Here is a 25,169-nt window from a genome sequence, read left to right on the forward strand (position 1 = left end):
GCCCCCGTAGTGGGGCTTTGTTTCTTACGCAGCTTGCTACCAGCTGCACAACCCATGCAACCACTATGAAATTGGATATTCAAATTCTTGATGCGCGCCTGCGCGACCAACTGCCCGCTTACGCAACACCTGGCAGCGCTGGCCTAGACCTGCGTGCCTGCCTGGACAGCACGCTGCACTTGCAGCCAGGCGATGCGGCAGTGCTGGTACCAACCGGCATTGCCATTCACCTGAACAATCCCGAATACGCTGCTCTGATCTTGCCGCGCTCGGGCCTGGGCCACAAGCAAGGCCTGGTGCTGGGCAATCTGGTCGGCCTGATTGACAGCGACTACCAAGGCCAGCTGATGGTCAGCGCCTGGAACCGCGGCCAACAAGCCATCACGATTGAGCCGCTTGACCGCATTGCCCAGCTGGTCATCGTGCCCGTAGTGCAAGTGCAATTCAATCTGGTCGAGCAATTTGACCAATCCACGCGTGGCACAGGGGGGTATGGCTCAACCGGCAGCCAATAATCCGTGAATAAAACTTGCATCTGCCCCTGACATCTTGCAACAATAGCAGCACCAGCATCGGTCAACCCACTGCTGCTGGCAATCGTTTGAGAGACAAGTGTTTGTGAGCTTGTGGCGTCTTTGGCGTGCAATGCGCGTCACGCTGTGCGATTGTGGAGTGCCGATCAGCCGGTTGCTTTACCCGCCTTCACAATGGCCCTACGCTGCATACGCAAGACCTCGCTAACATGATTGATGCAATGGATTTGCGCACAACAAGCGTCATATCTGGCGATTCAACGCCGGATGCACTAAAAAACCTCGGTCATTAGGAGAAACTCATGTCAAACATTCGCGTCACATTTATCACCGCCATTGTTGCAGCACTGGGCCTGGCAGGCTGCCAGTCCACCCCGCTGTACGCCAACAACCAATCGGGCAACGTGAACGGCTCGGTTTCGCGCGCCCCTGAGAATGTGCTGGAATACGGTTATGTCACCAATATCGAAACCATTCAAGGTGGCAACCGTGGCGGCTCAGGCGCAGGCATCTTGCTGGGCGCCGTAGTCGGCGGCTTATTGGGCAACCAAGTCGGTGGCGGCTCTGGCCGCACCGCAGCCACGATTGCAGGTAGCGTCGGCGGTGCGATGGCAGGCAATGCGATTGAAGGACGCATGGATGGCGGTGCACAACAAGGCCAAGCCTACGGCTACCGCATCACCATTCGCGTTGACTCTGGCCAGACACGCGTATTTGATGTCACCAACACGGGTGACTTGCGCGTCAATGACCGCGTGCAAGTGCGCAACGGCCAGATTGCCCGCGTCAACTAAGCATCCGCTCAGACAAGTAAAAAGCGCTGTCTTATCGCAGCGCTTTTTTTATTGCTTCACTCTACTGATAACAACCAACAAATACTTGCGTCAATGCAGCGTAGGCGGCTTCAGGTCTTCGTCAGGGGAAATCTTAAAAAAACCAATGCCAGTCGAGCCACGGCGTTGCTCATCGGCCGAGCTGGGTCGCACGCTCTTGATGGTGATTTCCAGCTGCAAAGCAATGCCAGCCAGCGGATGGTTGCCATCCAGCACCACATGCTCTGGATAGATCTCAGTGACGGAGAGTAGGATATCTGCATCCACATCGGAGACAGCGCCAACCGGTAGCGAGCGGCCTTCGAGCACCATGCCTTCTTCCATTTCCTCTGGAAACAGGTGGCGCGCCTCTAAATAGACGAGGTTTTCGTCATAATCACCAAAAGCATGCTCGGGCTCTAAATAGAGCGACAGCGTCTCACCCTCGCGCTTGCCCAGCAAAGCAGACTCAATACTGGGCAACAAATCCTCACCGCCCACATAAAATTCCACTGGTTCATCCAGTGTATCGAGCACCTCCCCTAAACTATCTTTCATCGTCCAGGTCAATGCCACCACAGTTTGTTTCATGATTTCCATGGCCGAATTGTCGCAGTTTTCAAAGCCTGCTGTACAGCCCTTCTTTTTTTGTTTTCACATCCATGCCTGAACCACAATCCCCTCTGACCTTGCTGGGTGGTCTCACCCCTGCGCAGTTCATGCGCCACCACTGGCAGCGCAAGCCCCTGCTGATCCGCCAGGCGATCAAGGACTTCAGCGCGCCGGTGGATGCCCAAGCCTTGTTTGCGCTAGCTTCCCAAGAGGAGGTTCAGTCGCGCCTGATCATCAGCGAGCCTGATGGTGGCTGGGAGCTGCGCAATGGGCCATTCAAGCCCAAGCAAATCCCCACCCAATCGCAAAAAGCCTGGACCATGCTGGTGCAAGGCGTGGACTTGTACCAGCAACAAGCCCATGCGCTGCTGCAGCAATTCTCGTTCATTCCACAAGCCCGGCTGGACGATTTGATGATCAGCTATGCAAGCGACCAAGGCGGTGTCGGCCCCCACTTTGACAGCTACGATGTGTTCTTGCTGCAAGCCAAGGGCACGCGCCGCTGGCGCATTGGCAAGCAAAAAGACCTGACACTGCAGCAAGGCGTACCACTGCGCATTCTGGAGCATTTTGAAGCCGAAGAAGAGTGGCTGCTCGAGCCTGGCGACATGCTCTACCTGCCACCGATGTACGCCCATGATGGCATTGCAGAAGGCAATGACTGCATGACCTACTCGATTGGCTTTCGCTCCCCCAACCGCGCCGAATTGGCCAGCACCTTGCTGGAGCGCTTGGCCGAACCCGATGACTGGGGCGACGACGACGAAGACGGCAACGAGCAAGCACCGGCGGCGCATGCGTCCGTGCTCTACAAAGACGCCAAGCAAACGGCCACGGCCACCAGCGGCGCGATCCCCGAAGCCATGCAGCAATTTGCACGCGCAGCCGTGATGCACAAACTGCAACAGCCCCATGCGATTGAACAATTGCTGGGCGAGTATTTGAGCGAGCCCAAAGCAGCGGTGTATTTCAGCGAAGCGGACCACCCCGACGCGGTGGATGGCGAATGGGCGTTGGCACATGAGCCGACTGCCATCGCACTCAACCGCAAAACCCGCATGCTCTACGACGAGTATTTTCTCTACATCAACGGCGAAAGCTACCGCGTCGCAGGCAAAGACAGCACCTTGCTGCGCCAGCTGGCGGACCGCCGTGCCTTGCCCTACCCGCAATTCAAGCAGCTGAGCAAACCGGCCCAAGAAATATTGCACGAGTGGATTGACCAGGGCTGGTTGTTCCAAGTCTGAGCATGTTCTGCGTCCGGTTTGCCAGAGCCCAAGACAGAGCGCTTGGTGTACTCAACGAGCGCAGGACCCCATCGCGCGGATCGGCACTCATGTGATCAGGCTCCTAGAAGAGTAAAGCCCAGCAGCGATAGGGCAGCTGCTGGCTTGGCGTTGTTGGCTATGCGTGAGGACAAGAGCCCTCACGCAGCTCAGGTGCAGCCAACCTGACGCGATTACACCGTGTTTTTTGTGCTGGGGGTGAGCAGCGCCAGCTGTAAAAACCCACCGCCGATGGCGATATTTTTCATGAACTGCAGCAAGTGCATTTTTTCAGCAAAATTGGAATGGAACGCCAAGGCCGATGCCACTGAAAAGACACACAAAATCAATGCGCTCCAGCGGAGTTGATAGCCCACTACAAACGCCGCAGCGACCAATAACTCCACCACCAAAGCTACAGCATAGCCGAGCATGGGCAGCGGCAAACCTGCACTGGCGATGTACGCTATCGTCGCCTCTGGCGCCATCAGTTTGCCCCAGCCACTGTAGAGGAACAAAAAGCCCAGCATCAGACGGGCGACCAGAGACAGCATCGCCGTCTGCTTGTCATTCATGTGAAAGGCTGTGGATGGCATTCAAAGCACCTCTTTACTGCTGTGCTTGCAGTTTCTGAACCAGCGTTTGAAAGCTTGGGCTTTGGCGCAGCTCTTGGTAGTGTCTTAAACGGCGCTCGTAATCGGCCGAGTCAAAGCTGATGCCATCACCATAACCAAAACGATCCATACCGGCTTGTTTCCACACTTGCAAATCAGCCCGCACTTCAGCCCTGCTGAGGCTTGTGCCGCTGGAGACGGGAGAACCTGGCCACAGCTCTTGTGGCAGGCTGCTGGTCTGGTTTGCCGCGAAAGCGACGCTTGCAATCAAACCAGCGGTCAAGACAGCGATGCCGCGCAAAGATGGTACAAATTTCATAGCAGTAAGTCCTTAATCAATAGAAGCAGTTCTCGGTGTGAACTGCATGGACTACAGTGTCTGCATTTGCAACGCCAGCGTATGTGCCAAAGCGCACAGTTTTTTCAAACCGCCTGCCGTTTGGTCATGGCCACCAATGCCTCTAAGTCGGATACCGCGCAAATCCGCAAAAGCCGCGAGCCCTCTTTGCGAATCAAGCCTCGCTTGGTCAAGGCGCTGATCTCGCGCGCGACTTGCTCTCTGGTCGCACTGATCTTGCCAGCCAAGGCTGCGTGTGTGGGTGCAGGCTCAATGCGGGCACTGCCATCGGGCTCTATCGCCTGGGCCAAGCGCAGCAGCTCCATCTGCACGCGCGCTGGTACGTCGAAATTACTCAGCTCCAGCACACGATCGGTCAGCTTGCGCACCAACTGTGTCAAGTGCTGCATCATGCGCCGAGCAATCAAAGCGTCTTGGTCGAGCAGCGCCAAAAACTGTGCGCTGCTGATGCTGACCACAAGGCTGTCCTCGATTGCAATGACATCGGCTGAGCGCTGCTGTCCATCAATCGCTGACAAATCACCAAAATGCTCACCAGCCTCGTAGTCGCGAAATGACACTTCACGGCCCTGCTCGGAATAGCTGGTAATTCGCACTCGCCCATTCAGCAAAAAATACACCTCGCCACCGCTGGACTCTCGGCTAAACAAAGAAGTCTTTGCCGCGACAGTGCGCCAGTTGCATAGCAAGGCGATATGTTGCAGTACCTCATCGCTGCAGCCTGCGAATAAATGAACACGACGCAAGGCCAGCGTAGACGGCATGGAAGGCGCAAGCACAGTTGGCATCAGATCAACCCCAGTAAAAATGGATGAATCCAAATATCGCGGTATAAGAGCCTGTTCAAAGTCTCGACGCAGTCGCGCAAGGCACAAAAAAGAGGCAGTACAAGAAGCCAGTTGCAGCTCATTCATCTGTATGAGCAAAACGGGCAACGCAGTCATGCGCTTTTTGGGGCTCCAACGCGGTCTGCGTGGAGACTTTGGACAGGCTCTAACAGCTCAATCAAGTTTGGCACAGTACAACACTGCGCTCCACTGAGAACTATGAACTTTTGCGCCGCACTTGGTTCCATACCCGATTGCACTGCGACCGCAGTGGACGAAGGCAGCGGCCTGCCACTTCCCTATGCCATTTTTTGTATTGCTTTCGTCAGGTTTGAGTGCCTTCAAGACCCGTTGTGCACAGGGTCTGTCGGTGCGCAGTTTGCGCTGGTACAGCGGCTGGATCCTGTTTGCATACGTCTTACTGCATTTACTCAACCACGCCACAGGCCTGGTCTCTTTGTCAGCAGCTGAAACCATGCGCATTTGGGTGCACAGTCTGTGGCGCAGCACAGCTGGCACACTGCTGCTCTACGGCGCACTGGTGCTACATGCTGCGCTGGCATTAGTCGCAGTGGCTCAGCGGCGCACCTGGCGCATGCCATTGGCCGAAGCCGTGCGTTTGGCATTTGGACTGATGCTGCCATTGCTGATGTCAGGGCACATCGTCGCAACACGGTGGGCCAGCGCTAACTTTGGAGTTATCAACAGCTATGAGCGCATAGTCGCTGCACTGTGGACACCCTGGAGTGCCAGCATACAAACGGCTTTGCTCATCGTCGCTTGGGTGCACGGCTGTATGGGCCTGCATTTTGCCTTTCGTGCGCGGCGCGGCTGGCAACACTACCAACCCATCCTGCTCAGCGCTGCAGTGCTGCTGCCAGTACTTGCCTCGCTTGGCGTGCTGGCCATGGGGCGTGAAATGGATGCGGCCAACACGGTCGCCCTGCCTGCATCAGCGGCGGCGGCGCAGAGTGCGAGATGGATGAAGTGGGGGCTGCGCTGGGGCTGGTGCCTGCTATTGGGCCTGGCACTGATCGGGCCATGGCTGCTGCGCCACTGGCGGCAGCGCACAACGCAGGCCCAGCGTATTCAAGTGCATTACCCAGAGCGCGTGGTCGCCGTGCCCGTCGGCTACTCCATCTTGGAAGCCAGCCGCGCACATGGCATCGCACACTTGTCTTTGTGCGGCGGACGCGCGCGCTGCTCCACCTGCAGGGTGAGAGTGCGCAGCGTCAATGGCTTTTTGCCAGAAGCCAGTGCCGATGAGCGCAGAACCCTGGACCGCGTGCGGGCCTCTGCCGACGTGCGCTTGGCATGCCAGTTACGCCCCCAGTCCGATGTCTACGTGACGCCGTTATTCAACAGCACAACAGCGAAGGCACACGCCCACGACAGCATTGAGCAAGAAGTGGTTGTTTTCTTCATCGACTTGCGCCAGTGGTCGGCACTGTCTGATCAGCAATGGCCCACCGACTTGTCATGGCTTTTGAGTGGTTACTTCAGCATAGTTGGCGCAGCGATTCAAGACAGTGGGGGCATTGCCAACCAGTTCATCGGCGACAGCGTGATGGCGATTTTTGGCCACGATACTGAGTTGCCCACAGCGGCACAGCAAGCCTTGAAAGCGGCCGCCCGCATCGAACAACAGATGGACGAATGGTCTGAAACCTTGATGGCTAAATTTGGCCAACGCTTGAACTTTGGCATTGGCATCCATGCCGGCAATGTTCTGCTGGGGCAAGTGGGCTTTGACAAGACCACCACCTTCACCGCCGTCGGCGAGGTGGTCAACACCACCAGCCGCTTGCAAGACCACTCGAAAATAGCGCAAGTGCGCCTGGTCGTTTCTGCCAAAGTCGCCGAGCTGGCAGGCATCGATCACCTGTTGGGCTATGCCCAAGCGGTGCAACTGCGCGGGCGCAGCCAAGCGCTGCAGGTCTACTCTGTTGCACACCCTAGCGCCTTGTATCAGCTGTGACGCATGGAGTGACATAAGGCATGGTGGCTCTCTCAACGTGGTTACATGCCAATGCCACAAATAATAAAAAAAACACCGCCACCCCATCACGCAAGTGCAGAAGCGAATGCAAGCGAATGGACCAAGTCAACGCATTCACACCCTATGCCGTTAAGAGTGCAGCCAAGCGCAATCCAAGCCAGGACCTCAAGCCAGCCGGGCTCGCCCAAGTGCCGCATCTGCCGCATGGTGAGCTGCAAAGCCCAATCCTGCTGGTGCGTCGCTTGCTTCACGCATCTTCTTTGTTTTTGAAGGACCACTTACATGAAATTCCACTATTTGGCGACTGCCGCCTGTGCCGCGGCGCTGCTGGTTGCTTGCGGACAAAAAGAAGAGCCCGCACAACCCACAACACCAGCCCCAGTAAGCCAGGCGCCAAGCGCAAGCCAAGAGGCCCTGGACAACGCGGCCAAAGCAGCCAAGGAAGCGGCCGAAAAAGCCACTGAAGCCGCCAAACAAGCAGGCCAAGCGGTTCAGGCAGCCACCAGCGAAGTCGCCGCAGATGCCAAAGCAGCTGTGCAAAATGCCTCTGAGGCGACGGAAAAAGCCGCCGCCGAAGCCATGGAGAAGGCCAAAGAAGCCGCCGCAGCTGCAAGCGCAGCTGGTCAGACTTTGGCCAGTGATGCAGTCAACGCCAGTAAAGAGGCCGTGGATGCCGCCAGCGCAGCAGCCAATGAGGCCGCCGCCAAAGCACAAGAAGCCCTCAATGCAGCAGTGAGCGCCAACAACACTCCAGGCAGCAACCAAGAAGCTGCGCAAGCGGCGCTGCATTCGGCCGAACAAGCACAGCTCGAAGCGGCCAAGGCACGTTTGGAAGCTGAAAACGCCGTCAAAGCAGCCACCGACAATAACGCTGCCAATAGCAACGCCACTGCAGCCCAATAAACCTGGCAGTCGCCACCCCACACAGATGGTGTCGCTCAGCCACTCAGTGTGAAGTAAAAGCCCCGCGGCGGTTTAGACCACAACGGGGCTTTTTTGACCGTAGCGGATGCAGCAACTAGCGCAAATGAAAGCTGCAACCACTTAAGCCGCAAACACACTGAGGCTGCACTCATTGTGCAACGCGCTCTCAACAACCTGGTCAGGCTCAGGCGCCCGCAATACGACCCAAGGCGAGCCAGCTTCTTGCGTTGCAATATGCAGTGCTACAGCATGGCCTGCGGTAGCTTGCGCCATCCATTCCAGCACCTTGTGCTCCTGGTTGTTTTGCCGACTCAAATGCCCAGCAACCACATGGCCCAATTGCGGATGCAAGACTTGCTTGAGCAACTGCGCGGCAGCAGCATTCGAGAGGTGCCCTAAACGTCCACTGATGCGACGCTTTAAAAAAGCGGGGTAACGTGACTTCGCCAGCAACTCAGGCTCATGGTTGAATTCCATCAACAATGCCTGGCAATCTTGCACATGCGCGACGACATGCTCGGTCACATGGCCCAGATCGGTCACCAAACCCAGCCGCATGTCTTGGCTGCGAATCACCAATTGCAAAGGCTCGCGGGCATCATGCGGTACGGTAAATGGTAGAGCCTGCATACCACCCCATTGAATGGCCAAGCCATCACTGGCCTGCTGCCATAGTCCAGCACAATCGGGCTCGCCGGCACCCAGCCACGTGCCATAACTGCACCAGAGCGGAATGCCGTATTGCTTAGCCAGGCTAAAACTGGCTCCCACATGGTCCGAATGCTCGTGCGTGACAAAAATGGCCTGGATGTCTGAAGCATCCAAGCCATCTTGGGCCAAATGCTGTTTGAGCTGGCGCAGGTTCAGGCCGCAATCGACCAGCACCCGAAACACCGTGCCCGGCAAACTGCCGGGCCCCTCAATCAGCGTGGCATTACCAGAACTGCCACTGACCAGGCTACGAAAACGAAACCCGCTCACAGGCAATCAGATCCCCATCGCATCAACGCATGTCCTCGTACAGCAGCTTGATGATGCCGTCAGCCTCATTGGCAGGCACCAATTGGCCGGCTTCATTTTGCACTTGCACGTGCGAGACAGCACCTTGGCTTTGGACCTGCAAGCGGTAGCGCACCGGGGGTGGGGCGGACGTACCTTGCCCGAAGATACGGCCAAAAAAGCCTGGCTTCTCACGCTCTGCATTCGGAGCGATATAGCGGACAAAGTACAAACCTTGGGAGCGGTCACGGTCCTCGACAGTAAAGCCTGTGCGGTCCAGCGCCGTACCTACGCGACGCCATGCGCGGTCAAAATCGTCTTGCAATTCCAAGGATGGAGCACCGCTGACATTGACAATCGCCGCACCGCCAAAAGTGCTGGCACGCGAGCCACCAGAAACACCGCTGGCCTGCTCCGCTTGCACCACAGCCCGCGACTGCTCCTCGGTCAACCCCAACTGCACCATCAAACGGCGCAGGAATTCGGTCTCAAGCTCAGGATCTGCAGCGCGCGGCACCCAGATGGTCGAATCTTTTGCGTTGTTCGTGTATTCCTCGACCATGCCGCGGTGCGTCACGTAAATGTCTGTGCCACCATCGCTGCGGCGCTCCAAACGTGTACGAAACTTATCGCGCTCGCCCGTGGAGTACAGCGAATCGAGCACCCGGCCCAAGGTGTTGCGGATGAAATCCTGCGGTAATTTGGCGCGGTTTTCTGCCCAATCGGTCTCCATGATGCCGATCGAGGCCTGGTCCATGGTCAGCACAAAACCATTGTCCATCCAGAATTGGCGCACCGGCTCCCACAGCACATCAGGCTCGCGCGGCACACTCAGCCAGCGCACATTGCCCTCGCGGTGGATTTGCACATCGGCAACCTGGTCATTGGCCACATTCTTGCTATCGCCTTGGCGAATTTGTGTCGCCAGCAGGGCATTGGCTGTCACAGCTCCGCCTGGCACGTTGTAGCGCGTGGAGCCAGACAGCTGAGTCAAGTCCGGCGGCACTTCCAAAGAGGTACCGCGCGAAGCGCTCTTGTAATCGATTTTATCGCCATCGAGCACCGAGCAGCCAGTCAATGCAGCTGCTGTGGCAGCCAGGCTCAGGGTGATAACAGCAGATTTGGTAGACATAGCAATCAAATGTGTCATGCGAAAAAGTGTAAGTCGAGCCGAGGAAAGAGAAGCTTAAAATTTCGCCAACAAGCACCTTAGCTCTGCGCCACCCTCAGCGGGTTGACCAAAACTGGGATTGTCTGCGAAAGAATCAGTTCCCTCAAGCCAATAAGCCCAGCGAGCGCAGCGCCTGCTCCAAAGGCTGGTGGTATTGCGGGGCCAGCTGAGTCATTGGTAGGCGCAATGTAGGGCCAATCAAGCCCATGCGATGCATTGCCCATTTCACAGGAATGGGATTGGCCTCATTGAACAGTGCCTTGTGCAGTGGCAGCAATTGGCGCTGAATCGCATTGGCCTCGCTCGCGTTGCCAGCAACTGCGGCTTTGCACAGCGCGCTCATCAGTGCTGGTGCAACGTTGGCTGTCACACTGATGTTGCCGTGACCTCCACAGAGCATCAATGCGATTGCGGTTGGATCATCACCAGAGTAGACGGCAAAATCGTCTGGTACATCTCGGATCAGCCATTGCGCACGGGCGATATCGCCAGTCGCTTCCTTGATACCAATGATGCTCGGGATTTGTGCCAGACGCAGCACAGTTTCGTGCTGCAAATCAGCCACCGAGCGCCCCGGCACGTTGTAGAGGTAGATTGGCAGATCAGGGGTGGCTTCAGCAATCGCCTTGAAATGCTGGTACTGGCCCTCTTGGGTAGGTTTATTGTAGTAAGGCACCACCTGCAATTGGCTTTGTGCACCGACTTTCTTGGCGTACTTGGCCAAGGAAATCGCCTCTGCGGTTGAGTTCGCACCGCAACCAGCCATCACGGGCACGCGGCCTGCGGCATGCTCAACCGTGACGCGGATGACTTCGTGGTGCTCTTCATGGCTCAGCGTAGGGGACTCACCGGTCGTGCCAACCACGCTGATGCAATCAGTGCCTTGCGCGATATGCCAGTCCACCAGCTTTCGCAAGCTTGGGTAATCGACGCTGCCGTCTTCAAGCAGTGGTGTGACAAGGGCGACGATACTGCCCGTTAATGCGATTGCAGAGGATGCCATAAGAAAAATCAATTACCTGCCAAAAAAATACCATTCTAGTGCAGCCTCAACAGCCCCAATGCAGTTTAAGCAGTGCACCAGCAAAAACCACTGTGCGCAAACAGCCTAGCCAAAGCACGACCACAGCTGATTGGCCATGTAAACCATCAGCATAGGGTCGGCGTACAGCATAAACACCGCAGACAACACAGCGGCTGCGACCAAGGCCCACAGCAAACGCCATCCAAGCCTTTTGTCCATAACGCATCCTTACAAAAAAAGCTGACAAAGCGGCCCTCTACCGGCCAAATATTCTGTGCGCAAGGCGCTTGGAGCCAGTTCACCATCTCCAGGCAGCCGCGGAGACTTTGAACAGGCTCTTAGAGCCTGTTCACGATCTTACATGGCCGGCTGCAACACCGGCTTGCGCACCAAAGGCTTCTCATTGACCGGAATATTCACCAATCCCGCCAAGATGCCCAATGCAATGGCAATATACCAAACCACGTCATAGCTGCCGGTGCGGTCATACAAATAGCCGCCCAGCCAAACGCCCATGAAGCTGCCTACCTGGTGGCCAAAAAACACCACGCCGCTGAGCATAGACAAATGCCGCACGCCAAAAATCTGGGCGACGGTGGCGTTGGTTGGTGGCACGGTCGAGAGCCACAAAGTGCCCATCACAGCCGAGAAAATATAAACACTGGCCTGCGTCAGCGGCGCCAGCAGAAAGACCGCGATCACTACCGCCCTGGCAAAGTAGATGAAGGACAGAATCTTGCGCCGCTCCATGCTCTGGCCCAACCACCCCGCCAGATAGGTGCCAAACACGTTAAAGAGGCCGATCAAGGCCAGCGAATACGTCGCGACATAGGCCGGCATGTTGTAGTCGCGCAGATAGCTGGGCATGTGCACGCCAATAAATACCACTTGAAAGCCGCATACGAAATAGCCGGCGGCCAAGAGCAAGAAGCTCGGCTGCGAAAAGGCCTCTTTCATGGCTTGGCGGGCGGTTTGGATGTCGGCAGGATTGCCCACTGGCGCAGCCGCAGCAGAGCGCTTGCTGGCTTTGGCAAACTGCGGCTCACGCAAGCCCAGCGCCAATGGCACGATGCCCAACATCGCCGCAGCCAATACCAATAACGCCGATTGCCAGCCCAAGGCATTGATCAGCCCACCCTCTAATGGCAGCATCAAAAACTGGCCAAATGAGCCAGCAGCGGCTGTGACCCCCATCGCCCAAGAACGCTTCTCAGCCGGGATCTGCCGCCCCACAACACCATAAACGACCGCGTAAGTCGTGCCCGCTTGCGCCAGCCCCAGCAAAACGCCAGTGAACATCGCAAACCAGAATGGCGTAGGCGCATACGCCATGCCCAGCAACCCCACGCTGTAGCACACAGCACCAGCGGCCAACACTTTGAAGGCGCCAAACCTGTCAGCCGCCATGCCAACAAAAACGCCAAACAAACCCCAGGCGAGGTTTTGAATCGCCAAGGCAATCGAGAAATTCTGGCGTGTCCAATCCATCTCGCTGGTAATAGGCTGCAGCCACAAGCCGAAACCATGGCGCACACCCATCGACAAAGTCACGACCATGGCACCGCATAGCAGCACCTGTTTCATCGACAGCTGTGGGAGCGATTGACTGATTGAAGAGGACATACAGATCCAGCGAAACGTTGTAATAAGAACAGAGATGGCCGGCATCTTAAGGAAAAATCAACAATCGTGCTGGCACCATTGCTGCCAAAAGAACCGCTTGGCGCTGCGACTTCGGGTTTACACCACCACACTTGTGCCACACCCATTGCTACATTGATGAACAGCTGTATTCGAAGGCTGCAACCCGGCTGTGAATATAGAAATGCGAGAGATGTCACCCATTTCTCGTCAATGACTTTATCGGTGGACACAATCCACATGGAGACGACAACCATGAGCAAACCCAAAGGGCCCGCGAAAAGCGCAAGCAAAGGCCCGGGCAAAGGCAAACTGCGCCTGACGGTGCCTGAGCCATCCGCACGCCCCGGCGAGAAAACCGACTTCTCGTTTCTGAAGCTGTCAAAAGCAGGTGAAGTGGCACGCCCCGCCCCTGACTGTGCTTACGAAGACACGATTACCCTGAAAGACACCTTGATCCGCGTGCTCGACGAAGAGCACCAGGCAGTTGGCCCGTGGAACCCCAAGGCCAGCGTTGACGAGCTGCGTCAAGGTTTGCGTCTGATGATGCTCACGCGCACCTTTGACTCGCGCCTGGTGATCGCACAGCGACAGAAAAAGACCTCGTTTTACATGCAAAGCCTGGGCGAAGAAGCCATTGGTGTCGGCCAGGCCATGTCGATCAACCAGGACGATATGTGCTTTACCTCGTACCGCCAGCAGAACATTCTGATCACGCGCGGCATGCCTCTGGTGGAGATGATGAACCAGATCTACTCCAATACCGCAGACCCGCTCAAAGGCCGGCAGTTGCCGATCATGTATTCGTCCAAGAAATACGGCTTCTTCTCGATCTCGGGCAATCTGGGTACGCAATACGTGCAGGCGGTCGGCTGGGCAATGGCCTCAGCGATCAAGCAAGACACCCGCATCTCAACGGCCTGGATTGGCGATGGCGCCACCGCTGAGGCCGACTTCTACACCGCACTGGTGTTCGCACAGGTCTACAACGCGCCTGTCATTTTGAACGTGGTCAACAACCAGTGGGCCATCTCGACGTTCCAGGCCATTGCTGGCGGCACCAGTGCCACCTTTGCAGCCCGTGGTGTGGGTATGGGTATTGCTTCACTGCGGGTCGATGGCAACGATTACCTGGCCGTGCTGGCCGCCTCACGCTGGGCCGCAGAGCGTGCCCGCAACAACAATGGCCCAACGCTGATTGAATGGGTCAGCTACCGCGCCGGCCCCCACTCCACTTCGGACGATCCAAGCAAATACCGCCCGGCCGATGACTGGCAGCGCTTTCCGCTGGGCGACCCGATTGTGCGCCTGTCCAAACACCTGATCAGCCTGGGTGCGTGGAGTGAGCAAGAGCACCAAAGCGTGCAAGCCGAATTGGAAGCGCAGGTGCTGGCCGCGCAAAAAGAAGCCGAGCAAAACGGCACCTTGATCAGTGGTGAGCAACGCACAGCGGCTGACATGTTCGACGATGTGTACGAACACATGCCCGCGCACTTGGTCGCACAACGCCAGCAATTGGGGGTCTGAAATGGCAAAAATGACAATGATCCAGGCCCTGCGCTCGGCCATGGATGAAATGCTCGCGCGCGACTCCAACGTCGTCGTCTACGGTGAAGACGTTGGCTACTTTGGCGGCGTATTCCGCTGCACCGAAGGCCTGCAGGCCAAATACGGCAAGAACCGGGTGTTTGATGCGCCCATCACCGAAAGCGGCATTGTCGGCGCTGGAGTCGGTATGGCCGCCTATGGCCTGCGTCCAGTCGTCGAGGTGCAGTTTGCTGACTATGTGTACCCGGCACTGGACCAAATCATGTCCGAAGCGGCCAGGTTGCGCTACCGCTCAGCGGGCGACTTCACCGCGCCGATGGTGATTCGCATGCCATGTGGCGGCGGTATTTATGGGGGCCAAACCCATAGCCAAAGCCCAGAAGCGCTGTTCACGCACACCTGCGGTATCCGCACCGTCATGCCCAGCAACCCGTATGACGCCAAAGGCATGCTGATTGCTGCGATTGAAAACAACGACCCGGTCGTATTCTTGGAGCCCAAGCGCCTCTACAACGGTCCGTTCGATGGCCACCACGACAAACCGGTCGTGCCCTGGTCCAAACATGCATTAGGCGAAGTGCCCGATGGCCACTACACCGTGCCGCTGGAATCGGCCAAAGTCGTGCGCGAGGGCAAAGACGTCACCGTCATTGCCTACGGCACGATGGTGTATGTGGCTGAGGCAGCCGCCCAGGAAACCGGCGTCGATGCCGAAATCCTGGACTTGCGCAGCCTGTGGCCGCTGGACCTGCCCAGCATCGTCAAGTCGGTACAAAAAACCGGCCGCTGCGTGGTGGTGCACGAAGCCACCAAAACCAGCGGCTTTGGCGCAGAGCTGCTCGCGCTCGTGCAAGAGCATTGTTTTTATCACCTTGAGGCACCGATTGAGCGCGTAGCCGGCTGGGACATCCCCTACCCGCACGCGCAAGAATGGTCGTACTTTCCAGGCCCTGGACGGGTTGGTGAAGCGCTCAAGAAAGTGATGGAGGCATAACATGGGAATTCATATCATCAAAATGCCCGACATTGGTGAAGGCATTGCAGAGGTCGAACTGGTCGCCTGGCATGTCCAGGTCGGCGACACGATTAGCGAGGACCAAAACCTGGCCGACGTCATGACCGACAAGGCCGCCGTCGAAATCCCTTCGCCCGTTGCAGGCAAGGTCCTGGCGCTGGGCGGCACATTGGGCGAAATGATGGCGGTGGGCGCCGAGCTGATTCGCATCGAAGTCGAAGGCGCAGGCAATACCAGCGCACAAGCCGCCGCAGAATCTGCTGCGCCAGCAGCAGAGGCCGTTGCACCAACGCCAGCGCAATCACCAGCGGCTGCAAGCAAAGCACCTGCCCCAGCAGCCAAAGCACCTTCTGCGCCAGCTGCCGCAGGCAGTGCGCGTGCACCCGCAACGCCTGCACCTGTGGCAACACGGCAATTTGGCGAAGCGCCACTGGCCTCGCCCGCTGTGCGCAGACGCGCCTGGGACCTGGGCATTGAGCTGCAATACGTGCATGGCAGCGGCCCACAAGGCCGCATCCTGCACGAAGATCTGGATGCCTACATCCAGGCCCAGCAAGGCCATAGCGCGATGGCCGCTTGCATCACACAGTACGCACCACGCACGGGCAGCCAGCAAGTACCAGTGATTGGCCTGCGTCGCAAGATTGCCGAGAAGATGCAAGAAGCCAAGCGCCGCATCCCGCATTTCACCTATGTGGAAGAAGTCGATGTGACCGAGTTGGAAGCGCTGCGCAACAAGCTCAACAATCTGCACGGCGCAACACGCGGCAAGCTCACGCTGATCCCGTTGATTGCGCGCGCGATGGTGGTGGCGCTGCGCGACTTCCCGCAAATCAATGCCCGTTATGACGACGATGCCGGCGTGGTGACACGCTACGAAGGCGTGCACCTGGGCATTGCCGCGCAAACCGACAACGGCTTGGTCGTTGCCGTATTGCGCCATGCCGAATCACGCGATTTGTGGGGCAATGCCAGCGAAGTCGCCCGTTTGGCTGAAGCCGCACGCAGCGGCAAAGCCACGCGCGATGAGCTGACCGGCTCAACCATCACGCTGACCAGCCTCGGGGCGCTGGGCGGCATTGTCAGCACACCGGTGATCAACTATCCCGAAGTCGGCATTGTTGGCGTGAACCGCCTGGTTGAAAAACCCGTCGTGATGAACGGCCAGATTGTGGTGCGTAAAACCATGAATCTGTCGTCCTCGTTCGACCACCGCGTGGTCGATGGCATGGATGCGGCGCGCTTCATCCAGGCTGTGCGCAGCCTGCTGGAGACGCCAGCGACGCTGTTTATTGATTGAGGACATACTCCTGTGCAAACCATTCATACCCAACTACTGGTCTTGGGCGGCGGGCCCGGTGGCTATATTGCCGCGATTCGCGCCGGCCAGCTCGGCCTGCAAACCACCTTGATCGAAGGCGCAGCCTTGGGCGGCACTTGCCTGAACATCGGCTGTATTCCGTCCAAGGCGCTCATCCATGCGGCCGGTGAATTTGCCCGAGTACAGGCCTATGCCGAGCAAGGCTCGGACCTAGGCATCTCGCTGCAGCAACCCGCGCTCGACTGGACCAAAACCTTGGCCTGGAAAGACGGTATTGTCAAGCAACTGACCAGCGGCGTAGGCGCTTTGCTCAAGCGCCAAAAGGTCCAGGTCATTGAAGGCTGGGCGCAGATCATCGACGGCAAAACCGTGGAGGTGCGCGATGCCGCTGGAAGCACCACGCACCGCATCCAGTGCGAGCACCTGCTGCTGGCCAATGGCTCAGTGCCGATTGCGCTGCCTATCTTGCCGTTTGATGGCAAGACCACCATCTCCTCAACCGAGGCCTTGTCACCGCGCCAATTGCCGAACAAGCTGATTGTCGTGGGCGGCGGCTATATTGGTCTGGAGCTGGGCATTGTTTACCGCAAGCTGGGCGTACAAGTAGCCGTGGTCGAAGCGGCTGAGCGCATCTTGCCCGCTTACGACGCGGAGTTGACAAAGCCCGTACACACCCGTTTGGAGAAACTGGGCATTGAGCTGTATCTGAAACACCAGGTTGTGGGCCCAGCCAAAGGCAAGGCCACAGGCGTTGAAATACGCCCTGCTGGCGACGAAAACGCCAAAACCACCACGCTCAAAGCCGACCAGATTCTGGTGGCAGTAGGACGCAAACCGCGCACCGAAGGCTTTCAACTAGAGAGCCTGCAGCTGACGATGAAAGGCCGCGCTGTGCTGGTCGATGACCAATGCAAAACCAGCATGAAAAATGTCTGGGCGATTGGGGACATCACCGGTGAGCCGATGCTGGCGCACCGCGCGATGGCCCAGGGGGAGATGGTGGCCGAAATCATCAGCGGGAAAAAACGCCACTTCCAGCCCCAGCAAATTCCGGCCGTGTGCTTTACCGATCCGGAAATTGTCAGCGTCGGCCTATCGCCTGCAGAGGCCAAGGCAGCTGGCCACGAAGTGCTGAGCGCGCAGTTCCCGTTTGCCGCCAATGGCCGCGCCATGACGCTGGAGGACACAGGCGGGTTTATCCGTGTTGTTGCCCGCAAGGACAACCACCGTATCCTAGGCTGGCAAGCCGTCGGCGGCCATGTGGCCGAACTGGCCGCGGCATTTTCCCAATCACTGGAAATGGGTGCTTATTTGGAAGATGTGGCCCACACCATCCACGCGCACCCAACCTTGGGTGAAGCGATTCAGGAAACCGCTTTGCGTGCGCTGGGCCATGCGTTGCATGTGTAAAAGCAGCCTATAAACATAAAGAACGACGGCTGTTAAGCCGTCGTTTTTTTATGTACTAAGAGCCTGTTCATCATCTCCGCGACAACGCATACACGGCAAAAGTCCGCCGCCGCATGCCTGGCTCACTTCGCATTGGGCGCACACGGACTTCACCCGGCATTCACCTGCATTTCTCAACAGATTTGCACACTCGCTGTCTGACAAACCACACAGACCAGGAGTCAGGATGCCCTACCACCCCAGCACAACAGACCGCCGCAATGGCGCGTCAGCACCCCAGCCCAGCACACAAAGGCCAACCAGCAGTGGCCACAGCTACCAGCTGAGCGCAGGCGGCCAATTCATGCACAAGCCGCTGCATCCCTCGCAGTTGCACCACGATGCAAAGGTCTGATATGCCACCTATCCACCCTACCTTACACGCGCTGCAACAACGCACACTGCCCAAGCGCTCGCTGCATCTGATCCGTTTAACTGCATGGCTGCTCGTTCCGATCACTGTGGTGCTGGCTTGGGCACCACTGAGTCCTTATTTGCTGATTATCCGCACATGGGTTCTGCCCATGGCGCTGGGCCTGTGCCTGCTGGGCGGCATTGGTGCCTGGTGCTTGCTGCGACGCTGGCTGCTCGCAGACGCTTCAGCGATTGCACCCGCCAAACAATGGCGGCGTATGGTATCGATGCTGGAATGGGCATTGCTGCTGTTCTGTTTTACTGGCTGCGCCATCGCTGCCAGCTGGCAAGTCTGGGGCTTCGCACAAGCCAAGCGCAGCGTGTTGGAGCATGCATCCGAGAGCCCAAACCTGAACACTCTGGGCCGCCACTTCATCATCAGCTACCGCGATTTCAAAGAAGCGGCCGTCTTGGCCGAACGCGGCGCCATTGCAGGCATTTATTTACGCAGCGCCAATGTGCGGGACAAATCCGCCTTTGAAATCCGCAGCGAGATCATGGCCCTGCAACGCTTGCGCCATCGCAATGGCTTGCCTGAGCTGATCATCGCCGCCGACCAGGAAGGCGGAGCGGTCGAGCACATGAGCCCACCGCTGCAAAGCCGCCCTTCCCTGGCCGAATTGCTCATCGATTTGCCCACTTCGCTCGAAGACGAAATGGCTGGCCCAACTGGCGCACACAAAGCCGCCGCCGATGCCTTGCTGGCGGTGTACAACTACGGCCATGAACAAGGGCGAGAACTGCGCGGCTTGGGCGTCAATCTCAACTTGGGTCCCATTGCTGACCTCAGCCCCAGCGCGGATACCAAGGTCGGTTTTGACACCCATACCCTGTTATCCAAGCGCGCCCTGAGTGCTTCGCCCTACGTGGTCGCACAAGCCACCAGCGCCTATATTGACGGCCTCAACAGCAGTGGCATCCAAGCGACTTTGAAGCACTTCCCTGGGCTGGCCCGCGTCACCACCGACACCCACCACTTCACCGCCAGACTGGACACGCCCAGCGACTGGCTGCAACAAAGCGACTGGCTGCCGTTTCAACACAGCATGCCGCAGGCAGCAGCGACAATGCTGGGGCATGTGATCGTCCAAGACCTTGACCCCAATGCCCCAGCCTCGCTGTCACCCAAAGTGGTGGCGATGCTGCGCCAAGACTGGGGCTACCAAGGCTTGCTGATGACCGACGACATCAATATGGGCGCGCTCTACCACCGCTATGGCATTTGCGAAAGCACAGTGCGTGCACTCAATGCAGGCGTGGACCTGGTGCTCATTTCGTATGACTCTGACCAGTACTACCCAGCCATGGACTGTGCTTTGACAGCGATGGCACGAGGTGAGCTGCAATTGAGCCAAAGCCCGCAAACCCATGCACGCATTGCGCGCTTCTTCCGCCCCACTGCAATGGCTACTGCAGAGCAAGAAAAGACCCTTTTGCACGCTCAGTTATAATGATGGGTTTGCCGAAAGAACCGTCATGGTCAGGGGACTTTAGAGCGCCTCCTACATGCCATGAAGGGCTTTCATTCTTGCAACCAAGGGTGGTTAAGATGAACAAGCCTTTCATTTCGCTGTGTCCGGAAATTACCCGGACCCATGCTTTCACAATGGTCGATTGGATGCGCGACGACGATGTGACTCGCTACCTGAGCGATTCACACCACAGCGCCCAATCGATCGAACAAGCGATCAACAGGGTGCAGCTGCCCATTGTCACGCACCTCTTCAACCAGGGTGGCCGTTTCTTCATGGCCTGCGACAGCAGCGACAAACCAGTTGGTTTTGTACGCCTGATCAAAAATGGCAGCGATTGTGAGATCGTGTTGGTCATTGGCGATCAGTACAACTGGGGCCGCCGCTTGGGTGCGAGTACTTTGCATGAAGGCATGAAGCTGGCATTTTTTGAAATGCGTGCCGAGCAGTTGATTGCCAAAATCCACACGGACAACACGCGCTCGGTCAAGACCTTTGAGCGCTGCGGTTTCGAGCTCAGCAGCCAGACACCCAAGCTGCATTCGTACACGATCGATGCCGCCCGCTATCTGCGTCAACTGCGCAATGGTGCTGCCGCTGGCAGCAACCACATCGTCATGACTGAGTTGGACCAAGCACGGTTGCGGCAGCTGGTCGAGATTGAGCACAACCCATCGCTGTTTGAGCTAGAGCACGAGATCGCGCGTGCGATGGTGGTCGAGCCCAGCCAGGTCCAACAGCAAGTGGTCACAATGAACTCCAGAGCTTTGCTGCGCATGAACCAGCAAGAGCTGGATGTCGCCCTGGTCTACCCGGAAGATGCCGACTACAGCGCCCATAAGCTGTCGATCTTCTCGGATATTGGCACCGCCATTCTGGGCTACCGCGAAGGCGATTGCGTCGATTGGCGTGTGAATGGCCAGACGCAGCAAATTCAGATTCAGAAGGTGTTGTACCAGCCCGAAGCAGCTGGCCACTATCACTTGTGATCTGCGTGTGCATTGCCAGCCTTAGAGCCTGTTCAAAATCCCCACGCAGTCACGTCGGTATTGTGAACAAAATCTAAGCGTTGCGCGAGGCTTTCTCAACCAAACCGCTCACACCTTCTCTGCGCGCCAGCTCAGCCACCACATCTTGGGCGCTGATATCGAAATGGGTCAGCGCCACCAGTGTATGAAACCACAAATCGGCCACTTCATACACCAGATCCGCTTTGCTCTTGTGGCCTTGCTCTACATCTTTGGCAGCCATGATGACCTCGGCGGTTTCCTCACCAATCTTCTTCAAAAAAGAATCGGGTGCCTTGCCTTCAGCCAGCAGCTTGGCCACATAGCTGGCCGCTGGATCGCCACCATTGGCTGGTTTGCGCGCATGCAGCACCTGGCTGAGATGTGCAAACAAAGCATCTGCGCTGACAGCGTCAGCCTGAGAAACGGGCGTTGAGCTCATGAATCGTACTTTCTGGATTTACTTGTAAATGCTACCCGGGTCTTTGAGCACGGGCGTGGCGGCCTGCCACTGCCCCGCTTCCAGACGTTGGTAAAAGCAGCTATGGCGCCCGGTATGGCAAGCAATCGAAGGCGTATGGCCGTGTTGCGTGATAGTCAGCAGCACCACATCGTTATCGCAGTCAAGACGAATCTCGTGCACGTCCTGGAAATGCCCGGACTCTTCCCCCTTGTGCCACAGTTTATTGCGCGAGCGGCTGAAATAAACGGCCTGACCAATGGCTGCCGTTTGCGCCAAGGCTTCGCGGTTCATCCAGGCAAACATCAACACATCGCCCGTGCCTTTTTCCTGCGCAATCACTGGCACCAGGCCCTTGTCGTCCCAGGCCACGGCATCCAACCAGCTGTTGTCATTGCTTGTCATCTTGCGTTTGCTTTCCTATTGAGATTCGTATCGCCCACACCGCTTTGCGCGGTGCTTACAGACGCACCGAAATGCCACGCTCGGCCATGTATTGCTTGGTTTGCGCAACAGTGAACGTGCCAAAGTGGAAGATACTGGCCGCCAGCACGGCATCGGCTCCCCCTTCGGTAATGCCATCGGCCATGTGCTGCAAGGTGCCCACCCCGCCCGAGGCAATCACAGGCACCGGCACCGCATCGCTGACTGCCCGGGTCAAGGCCAGATCAAAACCGCTTTTGGTGCCGTCCTTGTCCATACTGGTCAGCAAAATCTCGCCCGCGCCGCGCCGCGCCATTTCCTGCGCCCATTGCAGCGCATCAAGCCCAGTGTCTTTGCGTCCACCATGGCTGAACACATTCCAGCCGGGCCCGACGGGTTGGCCTTGGGCATTGAGTACCTGCTCGGCCTCTGCACTGCGGCGCTTGGCATCAATGGCCACCACAATGCATTGTGAGCCGTACTTGCCAGAGGCCTCATTGATCACATCTGGATTGGCAATGGCGGCCGAGTTGAAACTGGTTTTGTCCGCGCCCGCATTGAGCAGGCGGCGCACATCAGCAACCGTGCGCACCCCCCCGCCCACCGTCAACGGAATAAACACTTGTGAAGCGACCGCTTCGACGATGGGCAAGATCAAATCGCGCCCATCGCTGGTGGCTGTGATGTCTAAAAAAGTCAGCTCGTCAGCGCCTTGCTCGTTGTAACGTGCTGCAATCTCGACCGGGTCGCCCGCATCGCGCAATTCGACAAAGTTGACCCCCTTCACCACGCGACCGCCAGTCACGTCAAGGCATGGAATGATGCGTTTGGCCAGCATAAGATGTCCTGTTGTAGTCAAAGAAAAAAAGATGGTGCCCTGCGATGCACACGACGCCAATAGCGCTGCGCATCGCTATTGCTCAAGCATTCCAATGGAACGCCTGCCAGGCCTGCCAGCTGTGTTGCGGAGCCAACTCAATGGGCGAATCAATGCTGGCCGCTTCGACGCACAGCATCTCACGCCAGCCGTCTTGCGGCATATCGCGCAATGTCTTGCACAAGGTTTGGCCAGGGTTCCAGACCACGGTTTGCAAACAACTAGTGCTTTGCGTGATGTCCAATACCCCAGCGGCCTGCTGGGCAGCGCCAATCTGCCTCAAACGCAGCATTTGCTGGGCTTGGGCTTGAAAAACGCTGTCAAATTCTGCCCCAAAACGCACTGGGCCAGCCTGCCTGCCGTGCACATCATGCACGGCGTCCCACACTGCCGTATCCTCCAGGCCCAACAGTTCCATGCGGGTCACGTCTGGCACCCGCAAATAGGTATGCAGCGCACTGGTAAACGACCACGGCCGCACATCGGTATTGCGAACAAGCAGGTCGATACGCAGTGCGTTGGGATTCAGTGTGACGTCGAGCTCAAGCGCAAATGCATAAGGCCACTGCTGCCTGGACATCGCCCCATCGGCCAATGTAAAGCGCAAGCGCTCTGGCTCAATACTGCGCAATTGCCAGGGCAAATGGCGCGCAAAGCCATGCTTCATCAGCGGGCCGCGCTGGTTGAATTGCGGAAAGCACACCGGCACGCCCCCGCGCACGGCATCTTGGCCGTTCAAGCGGGCCTGGGGGCTGCAATACAGATGTTCGTAGCCATCGCTGGTTTGCCATGACACCAATTGGGCGCCATGCAGCAAGACGGTGGCCCGATCTCCCCAGGGAGTCTGCAGGCCAACCGCAGGTTGGCCGTGAAAATCGAGCCAGCGCGACGCCATCAAAGCGAATCAGAGAGTTCGTCGGCGCGCTCTTGACCGCGGGCAAAGTCCAGATCGCCTGTGTAGATCGCACGGCCACAAATCACGCCTGCAACGCCTTCAGACTCGACTGCCACCAGTTGCTCGATGTCGTGGATGTCTTTCAGACCGCCGCTGGCAATCACAGGAATATCCACGGCCTGAGCCAGGCGCACGGTCGCCTCAATATTGATACCGGTGAGCATGCCGTCACGGCCAATATCGGTGTAGATGATGGACTCGACACCGTAATCTTCGTACTTCTTCGCCAGATCCACGGCTTCAACGCTGGAGATTTTGGCCCAGCCATCAGTGGCGACCTTGCCATCCTTGGCATCAATACCGACGATGATGTGACCACCAAACGCACTGCAGGCATCACGCAGGAAACCAGGATTTTTCACCGCCGCCGTGCCAATGATGATGTAGCGCATGCCTGCATCAATGTATTGCTCGATGGTATCCAAATCACGGATACCGCCGCCGAGCTGTACCGGAATCTCGCCGTCCACTTCTTTCAAAATCGACTTGATCGCAGCGAGGTTTTTCGGCTTACCGGCAAACGCACCATTGAGATCGACCAAGTGCAAGCGCCTGGCCCCTGCATCCAGCCAACGTCTGGCCACCAGCGCAGGTTCTTCTCCGAAAGTAGTGGATTGCTCCATATCGCCTTGTACAAGGCGCACACAGTGCCCATCTTTAAGATCAATGGCAGGGATCAACAGCATGGTCGGTCAGAGGAAAATTCAGCACGCACAGCGCGCACAAAGGTTGAAAAAGCATTCGCATGGAGTTGCCAATGCACTTACGGATTCCAGGAGAGAAAGTTGCGGTAGAGGGCAATGCCTTGGTCAGCACTTTTCTCCGGATGGAATTGCGTCGCAAACAGATTATCGCGTGCGATTGCAGAGGCAAAGCGCGCACCATATTCAGTCTCGCCTGCACAATGGGCCGGATCGGCCAGATCCGCGTAATAGCTGTGTACGAAATAATACCAACTGCCATCTGCAATGCCGGCCCACATTGGGTGCTCAGCATGGCTTTGCGGGCGGTTGACGCGGTTCCAGCCCATTTGTGGAATTTTGTAGCGGCTGCCATCGGCCTGGCGGCGGCCTGCCAGTTCAAAGCGCTTGACTTGGCCTGCAATCAAACCCAGTGCATCGATATCGCCCTCTTCACTGTGGTCCAGCAGCATTTGCATGCCCACGCACACACCAAACAAAGGCACGGTCTGCGCTGCCTGCAACACCGTCTCCAGCAAGCCCGATGCGTGCAGCTCCTGCATACAATCGGCCATTGCGCCTTGACCGGGCAGAATCAGGCGCTGCGCCTGGGCGATCACTTTGGCATCGTTGGTCAAGACCACCTTCCACTCGGTATCAAGGGCCGCGTGGCTGGCAGCTTGCCACACCGAGCGCAAGTTGCCAGAGCCGTAGTCAACCACAGCAAGAGTGCGGCTAGCAGTCAGGGAGTTCATCGCAAAGTGATACT

27 protein-coding genes are annotated in these 25,169 nt (G+C 57.5%); 12 read left to right on the forward strand and 15 right to left on the reverse strand.

Annotated elements, in window-relative coordinates; genetic code table 11:
* Positions 1-65: 65 nt before the first annotated feature.
* Positions 66-515 (forward strand): dUTP diphosphatase, encoded by a 450-nt coding sequence (dut, locus tag E8K88_RS01520; protein ID WP_136404889.1) that lies wholly within the window; start codon positions 66-68, stop codon positions 513-515.
* A gap of 320 nt (positions 516-835) precedes the next feature.
* Positions 836-1,327, forward strand: a complete 492-nt coding sequence (locus tag E8K88_RS01525) for an outer membrane lipoprotein (protein ID WP_136404890.1) — start codon at positions 836-838, stop codon at positions 1,325-1,327.
* 90 nt (positions 1,328-1,417) lie between these two features.
* Here the strand turns inward: E8K88_RS01525 and E8K88_RS01530 are convergent, their stop codons facing one another.
* Complete coding sequence (locus E8K88_RS01530) at positions 1,418-1,945, reverse strand: FKBP-type peptidyl-prolyl cis-trans isomerase (RefSeq protein WP_136404891.1); 528 nt, start codon at positions 1,943-1,945, stop codon at positions 1,418-1,420.
* Between the two features lie 62 nt (positions 1,946-2,007).
* Between E8K88_RS01530 and E8K88_RS01535 the strand changes: the two genes are divergently transcribed.
* Complete coding sequence (locus E8K88_RS01535; RefSeq protein ID WP_136404892.1) at positions 2,008-3,204, forward strand: JmjC domain-containing protein; 1,197 nt, start codon at positions 2,008-2,010, stop codon at positions 3,202-3,204.
* A gap of 212 nt (positions 3,205-3,416) precedes the next feature.
* On the opposite strand, the gene E8K88_RS01540 is transcribed toward E8K88_RS01535, so the two are convergent.
* From E8K88_RS01540 to E8K88_RS01550, 3 genes are all read right to left on the reverse strand, one after another.
* On the reverse strand, positions 3,417-3,818 hold the full coding sequence (locus E8K88_RS01540) for a DoxX family protein (RefSeq protein WP_205879998.1): 402 nt from the start codon (positions 3,816-3,818) through the stop codon (positions 3,417-3,419).
* Between the two features lie 13 nt (positions 3,819-3,831).
* Positions 3,832-4,155 (reverse strand): DUF4148 domain-containing protein, encoded by a 324-nt coding sequence (locus tag E8K88_RS01545; protein WP_136404893.1) that lies wholly within the window; start codon positions 4,153-4,155, stop codon positions 3,832-3,834.
* A gap of 104 nt (positions 4,156-4,259) precedes the next feature.
* Complete coding sequence (locus tag E8K88_RS01550) at positions 4,260-4,958, reverse strand: Crp/Fnr family transcriptional regulator (protein WP_240754263.1); 699 nt, start codon at positions 4,956-4,958, stop codon at positions 4,260-4,262.
* 364 nt (positions 4,959-5,322) lie between these two features.
* On the opposite strand from E8K88_RS01550, the gene E8K88_RS01555 reads away from it, so the two are divergent.
* Together E8K88_RS01555 and E8K88_RS18260 are read left to right on the forward strand one after the other, a co-directional pair.
* A complete protein-coding gene (locus tag E8K88_RS01555; protein ID WP_136404894.1) occupies positions 5,323-6,999 on the forward strand; it encodes an adenylate/guanylate cyclase domain-containing protein in 1,677 nt (558 codons plus the stop codon).
* Between the two features lie 303 nt (positions 7,000-7,302).
* Complete coding sequence (locus E8K88_RS18260) at positions 7,303-7,923, forward strand: hypothetical protein (protein ID WP_136404895.1); 621 nt, start codon at positions 7,303-7,305, stop codon at positions 7,921-7,923.
* A gap of 141 nt (positions 7,924-8,064) precedes the next feature.
* Here E8K88_RS18260 and E8K88_RS01565 read toward each other — a convergent pair whose 3' ends face one another.
* The 5 genes from E8K88_RS01565 to E8K88_RS01580 all read right to left on the reverse strand — a co-directional run bounded on the left by E8K88_RS01565 (position 8,065) and on the right by E8K88_RS01580 (position 12,761).
* Positions 8,065-8,925, reverse strand: coding sequence for an MBL fold metallo-hydrolase (locus E8K88_RS01565; RefSeq protein ID WP_136404896.1), 861 nt, complete (start codon positions 8,923-8,925; stop codon positions 8,065-8,067).
* Between the two features lie 22 nt (positions 8,926-8,947).
* On the reverse strand, positions 8,948-10,075 hold the full coding sequence (bamC, locus tag E8K88_RS01570; protein ID WP_136404897.1) for an outer membrane protein assembly factor BamC: 1,128 nt from the start codon (positions 10,073-10,075) through the stop codon (positions 8,948-8,950).
* A gap of 142 nt (positions 10,076-10,217) precedes the next feature.
* A complete protein-coding gene (dapA, locus tag E8K88_RS01575) occupies positions 10,218-11,117 on the reverse strand; it encodes a 4-hydroxy-tetrahydrodipicolinate synthase (protein ID WP_136404898.1) in 900 nt (299 codons plus the stop codon).
* A 105-nt stretch (positions 11,118-11,222) separates the two neighbouring features.
* Entirely contained in the window at positions 11,223-11,357 is a 135-nt protein-coding gene (locus tag E8K88_RS18460) for a hypothetical protein (RefSeq protein ID WP_276606646.1), read from the reverse strand.
* 138 nt (positions 11,358-11,495) lie between these two features.
* Complete coding sequence (locus E8K88_RS01580) at positions 11,496-12,761, reverse strand: MFS transporter (protein WP_205879999.1); 1,266 nt, start codon at positions 12,759-12,761, stop codon at positions 11,496-11,498.
* Positions 12,762-13,034: 273 nt separating this feature from the next.
* Between E8K88_RS01580 and E8K88_RS01585 the strand changes: the two genes are divergently transcribed.
* From E8K88_RS01585 to E8K88_RS01610, 7 genes are all read left to right on the forward strand, one after another.
* The gene (locus E8K88_RS01585) at positions 13,035-14,306 is read left to right on the forward strand and encodes a thiamine pyrophosphate-dependent enzyme (protein WP_136404899.1); all 1,272 of its coding nucleotides are present in this window, start codon (positions 13,035-13,037) and stop codon (positions 14,304-14,306) included.
* A gap of 10 nt (positions 14,307-14,316) precedes the next feature.
* Positions 14,317-15,321 (forward strand): alpha-ketoacid dehydrogenase subunit beta, encoded by a 1,005-nt coding sequence (locus tag E8K88_RS01590; RefSeq protein ID WP_136404900.1) that lies wholly within the window; start codon positions 14,317-14,319, stop codon positions 15,319-15,321.
* A 1-nt stretch (position 15,322) separates the two neighbouring features.
* Entirely contained in the window at positions 15,323-16,642 is a 1,320-nt protein-coding gene (locus tag E8K88_RS01595; RefSeq protein WP_136404901.1) for a dihydrolipoamide acetyltransferase family protein, read from the forward strand.
* A 12-nt stretch (positions 16,643-16,654) separates the two neighbouring features.
* Complete coding sequence (gene lpdA / locus E8K88_RS01600; protein WP_136404902.1) at positions 16,655-18,073, forward strand: dihydrolipoyl dehydrogenase; 1,419 nt, start codon at positions 16,655-16,657, stop codon at positions 18,071-18,073.
* Positions 18,074-18,299: 226 nt separating this feature from the next.
* On the forward strand, positions 18,300-18,467 hold the full coding sequence (locus E8K88_RS17965) for a hypothetical protein (RefSeq protein WP_168797217.1): 168 nt from the start codon (positions 18,300-18,302) through the stop codon (positions 18,465-18,467).
* 1 nt (position 18,468) lies between these two features.
* On the forward strand, positions 18,469-19,977 hold the full coding sequence (locus tag E8K88_RS01605) for a glycoside hydrolase family 3 protein (RefSeq protein ID WP_168797218.1): 1,509 nt from the start codon (positions 18,469-18,471) through the stop codon (positions 19,975-19,977).
* A 98-nt stretch (positions 19,978-20,075) separates the two neighbouring features.
* On the forward strand, positions 20,076-20,987 hold the full coding sequence (locus E8K88_RS01610; RefSeq protein ID WP_136404904.1) for a bifunctional GNAT family N-acetyltransferase/nucleoside diphosphate kinase regulator: 912 nt from the start codon (positions 20,076-20,078) through the stop codon (positions 20,985-20,987).
* 73 nt (positions 20,988-21,060) lie between these two features.
* Here the strand turns inward: E8K88_RS01610 and E8K88_RS01615 are convergent, their stop codons facing one another.
* The 6 genes from E8K88_RS01615 to hisH form a co-directional block, all read right to left on the reverse strand.
* Positions 21,061-21,447, reverse strand: a complete 387-nt coding sequence (locus tag E8K88_RS01615) for a phosphoribosyl-ATP diphosphatase (RefSeq protein WP_136404905.1) — start codon at positions 21,445-21,447, stop codon at positions 21,061-21,063.
* Between the two features lie 18 nt (positions 21,448-21,465).
* Positions 21,466-21,870: a phosphoribosyl-AMP cyclohydrolase gene (hisI, locus tag E8K88_RS01620; protein WP_136404906.1), complete on the reverse strand. Its 405-nt coding sequence runs from the start codon at positions 21,868-21,870 to the stop codon at positions 21,466-21,468.
* A gap of 55 nt (positions 21,871-21,925) precedes the next feature.
* Positions 21,926-22,726 carry an imidazole glycerol phosphate synthase subunit HisF gene (hisF, locus tag E8K88_RS01625; RefSeq protein WP_136404907.1) on the reverse strand — a complete coding sequence of 267 codons (801 nt, stop codon included), beginning with the start codon at positions 22,724-22,726 and terminating at the stop codon, positions 21,926-21,928.
* Positions 22,727-22,808: 82 nt separating this feature from the next.
* Positions 22,809-23,660, reverse strand: a complete 852-nt coding sequence (locus E8K88_RS01630; RefSeq protein ID WP_136404908.1) for a D-hexose-6-phosphate mutarotase — start codon at positions 23,658-23,660, stop codon at positions 22,809-22,811.
* Positions 23,660-24,406, reverse strand: a complete 747-nt coding sequence (gene hisA, locus E8K88_RS01635) for a 1-(5-phosphoribosyl)-5-[(5-phosphoribosylamino)methylideneamino]imidazole-4-carboxamide isomerase (RefSeq protein WP_136404909.1) — start codon at positions 24,404-24,406, stop codon at positions 23,660-23,662. Before hisA ends, E8K88_RS01630 begins: the two co-directional genes overlap by 1 nt.
* A gap of 77 nt (positions 24,407-24,483) precedes the next feature.
* Positions 24,484-25,155 carry an imidazole glycerol phosphate synthase subunit HisH gene (gene hisH, locus E8K88_RS01640; RefSeq protein WP_136404910.1) on the reverse strand — a complete coding sequence of 224 codons (672 nt, stop codon included), beginning with the start codon at positions 25,153-25,155 and terminating at the stop codon, positions 24,484-24,486.
* Positions 25,156-25,169 lie beyond the last annotated feature (14 nt).

The sequence above is a fragment of the Lampropedia aestuarii genome (assembly GCF_004803635.1).
GTDB lineage: Bacteria > Pseudomonadota > Gammaproteobacteria > Burkholderiales > Burkholderiaceae_C > Lampropedia > Lampropedia aestuarii.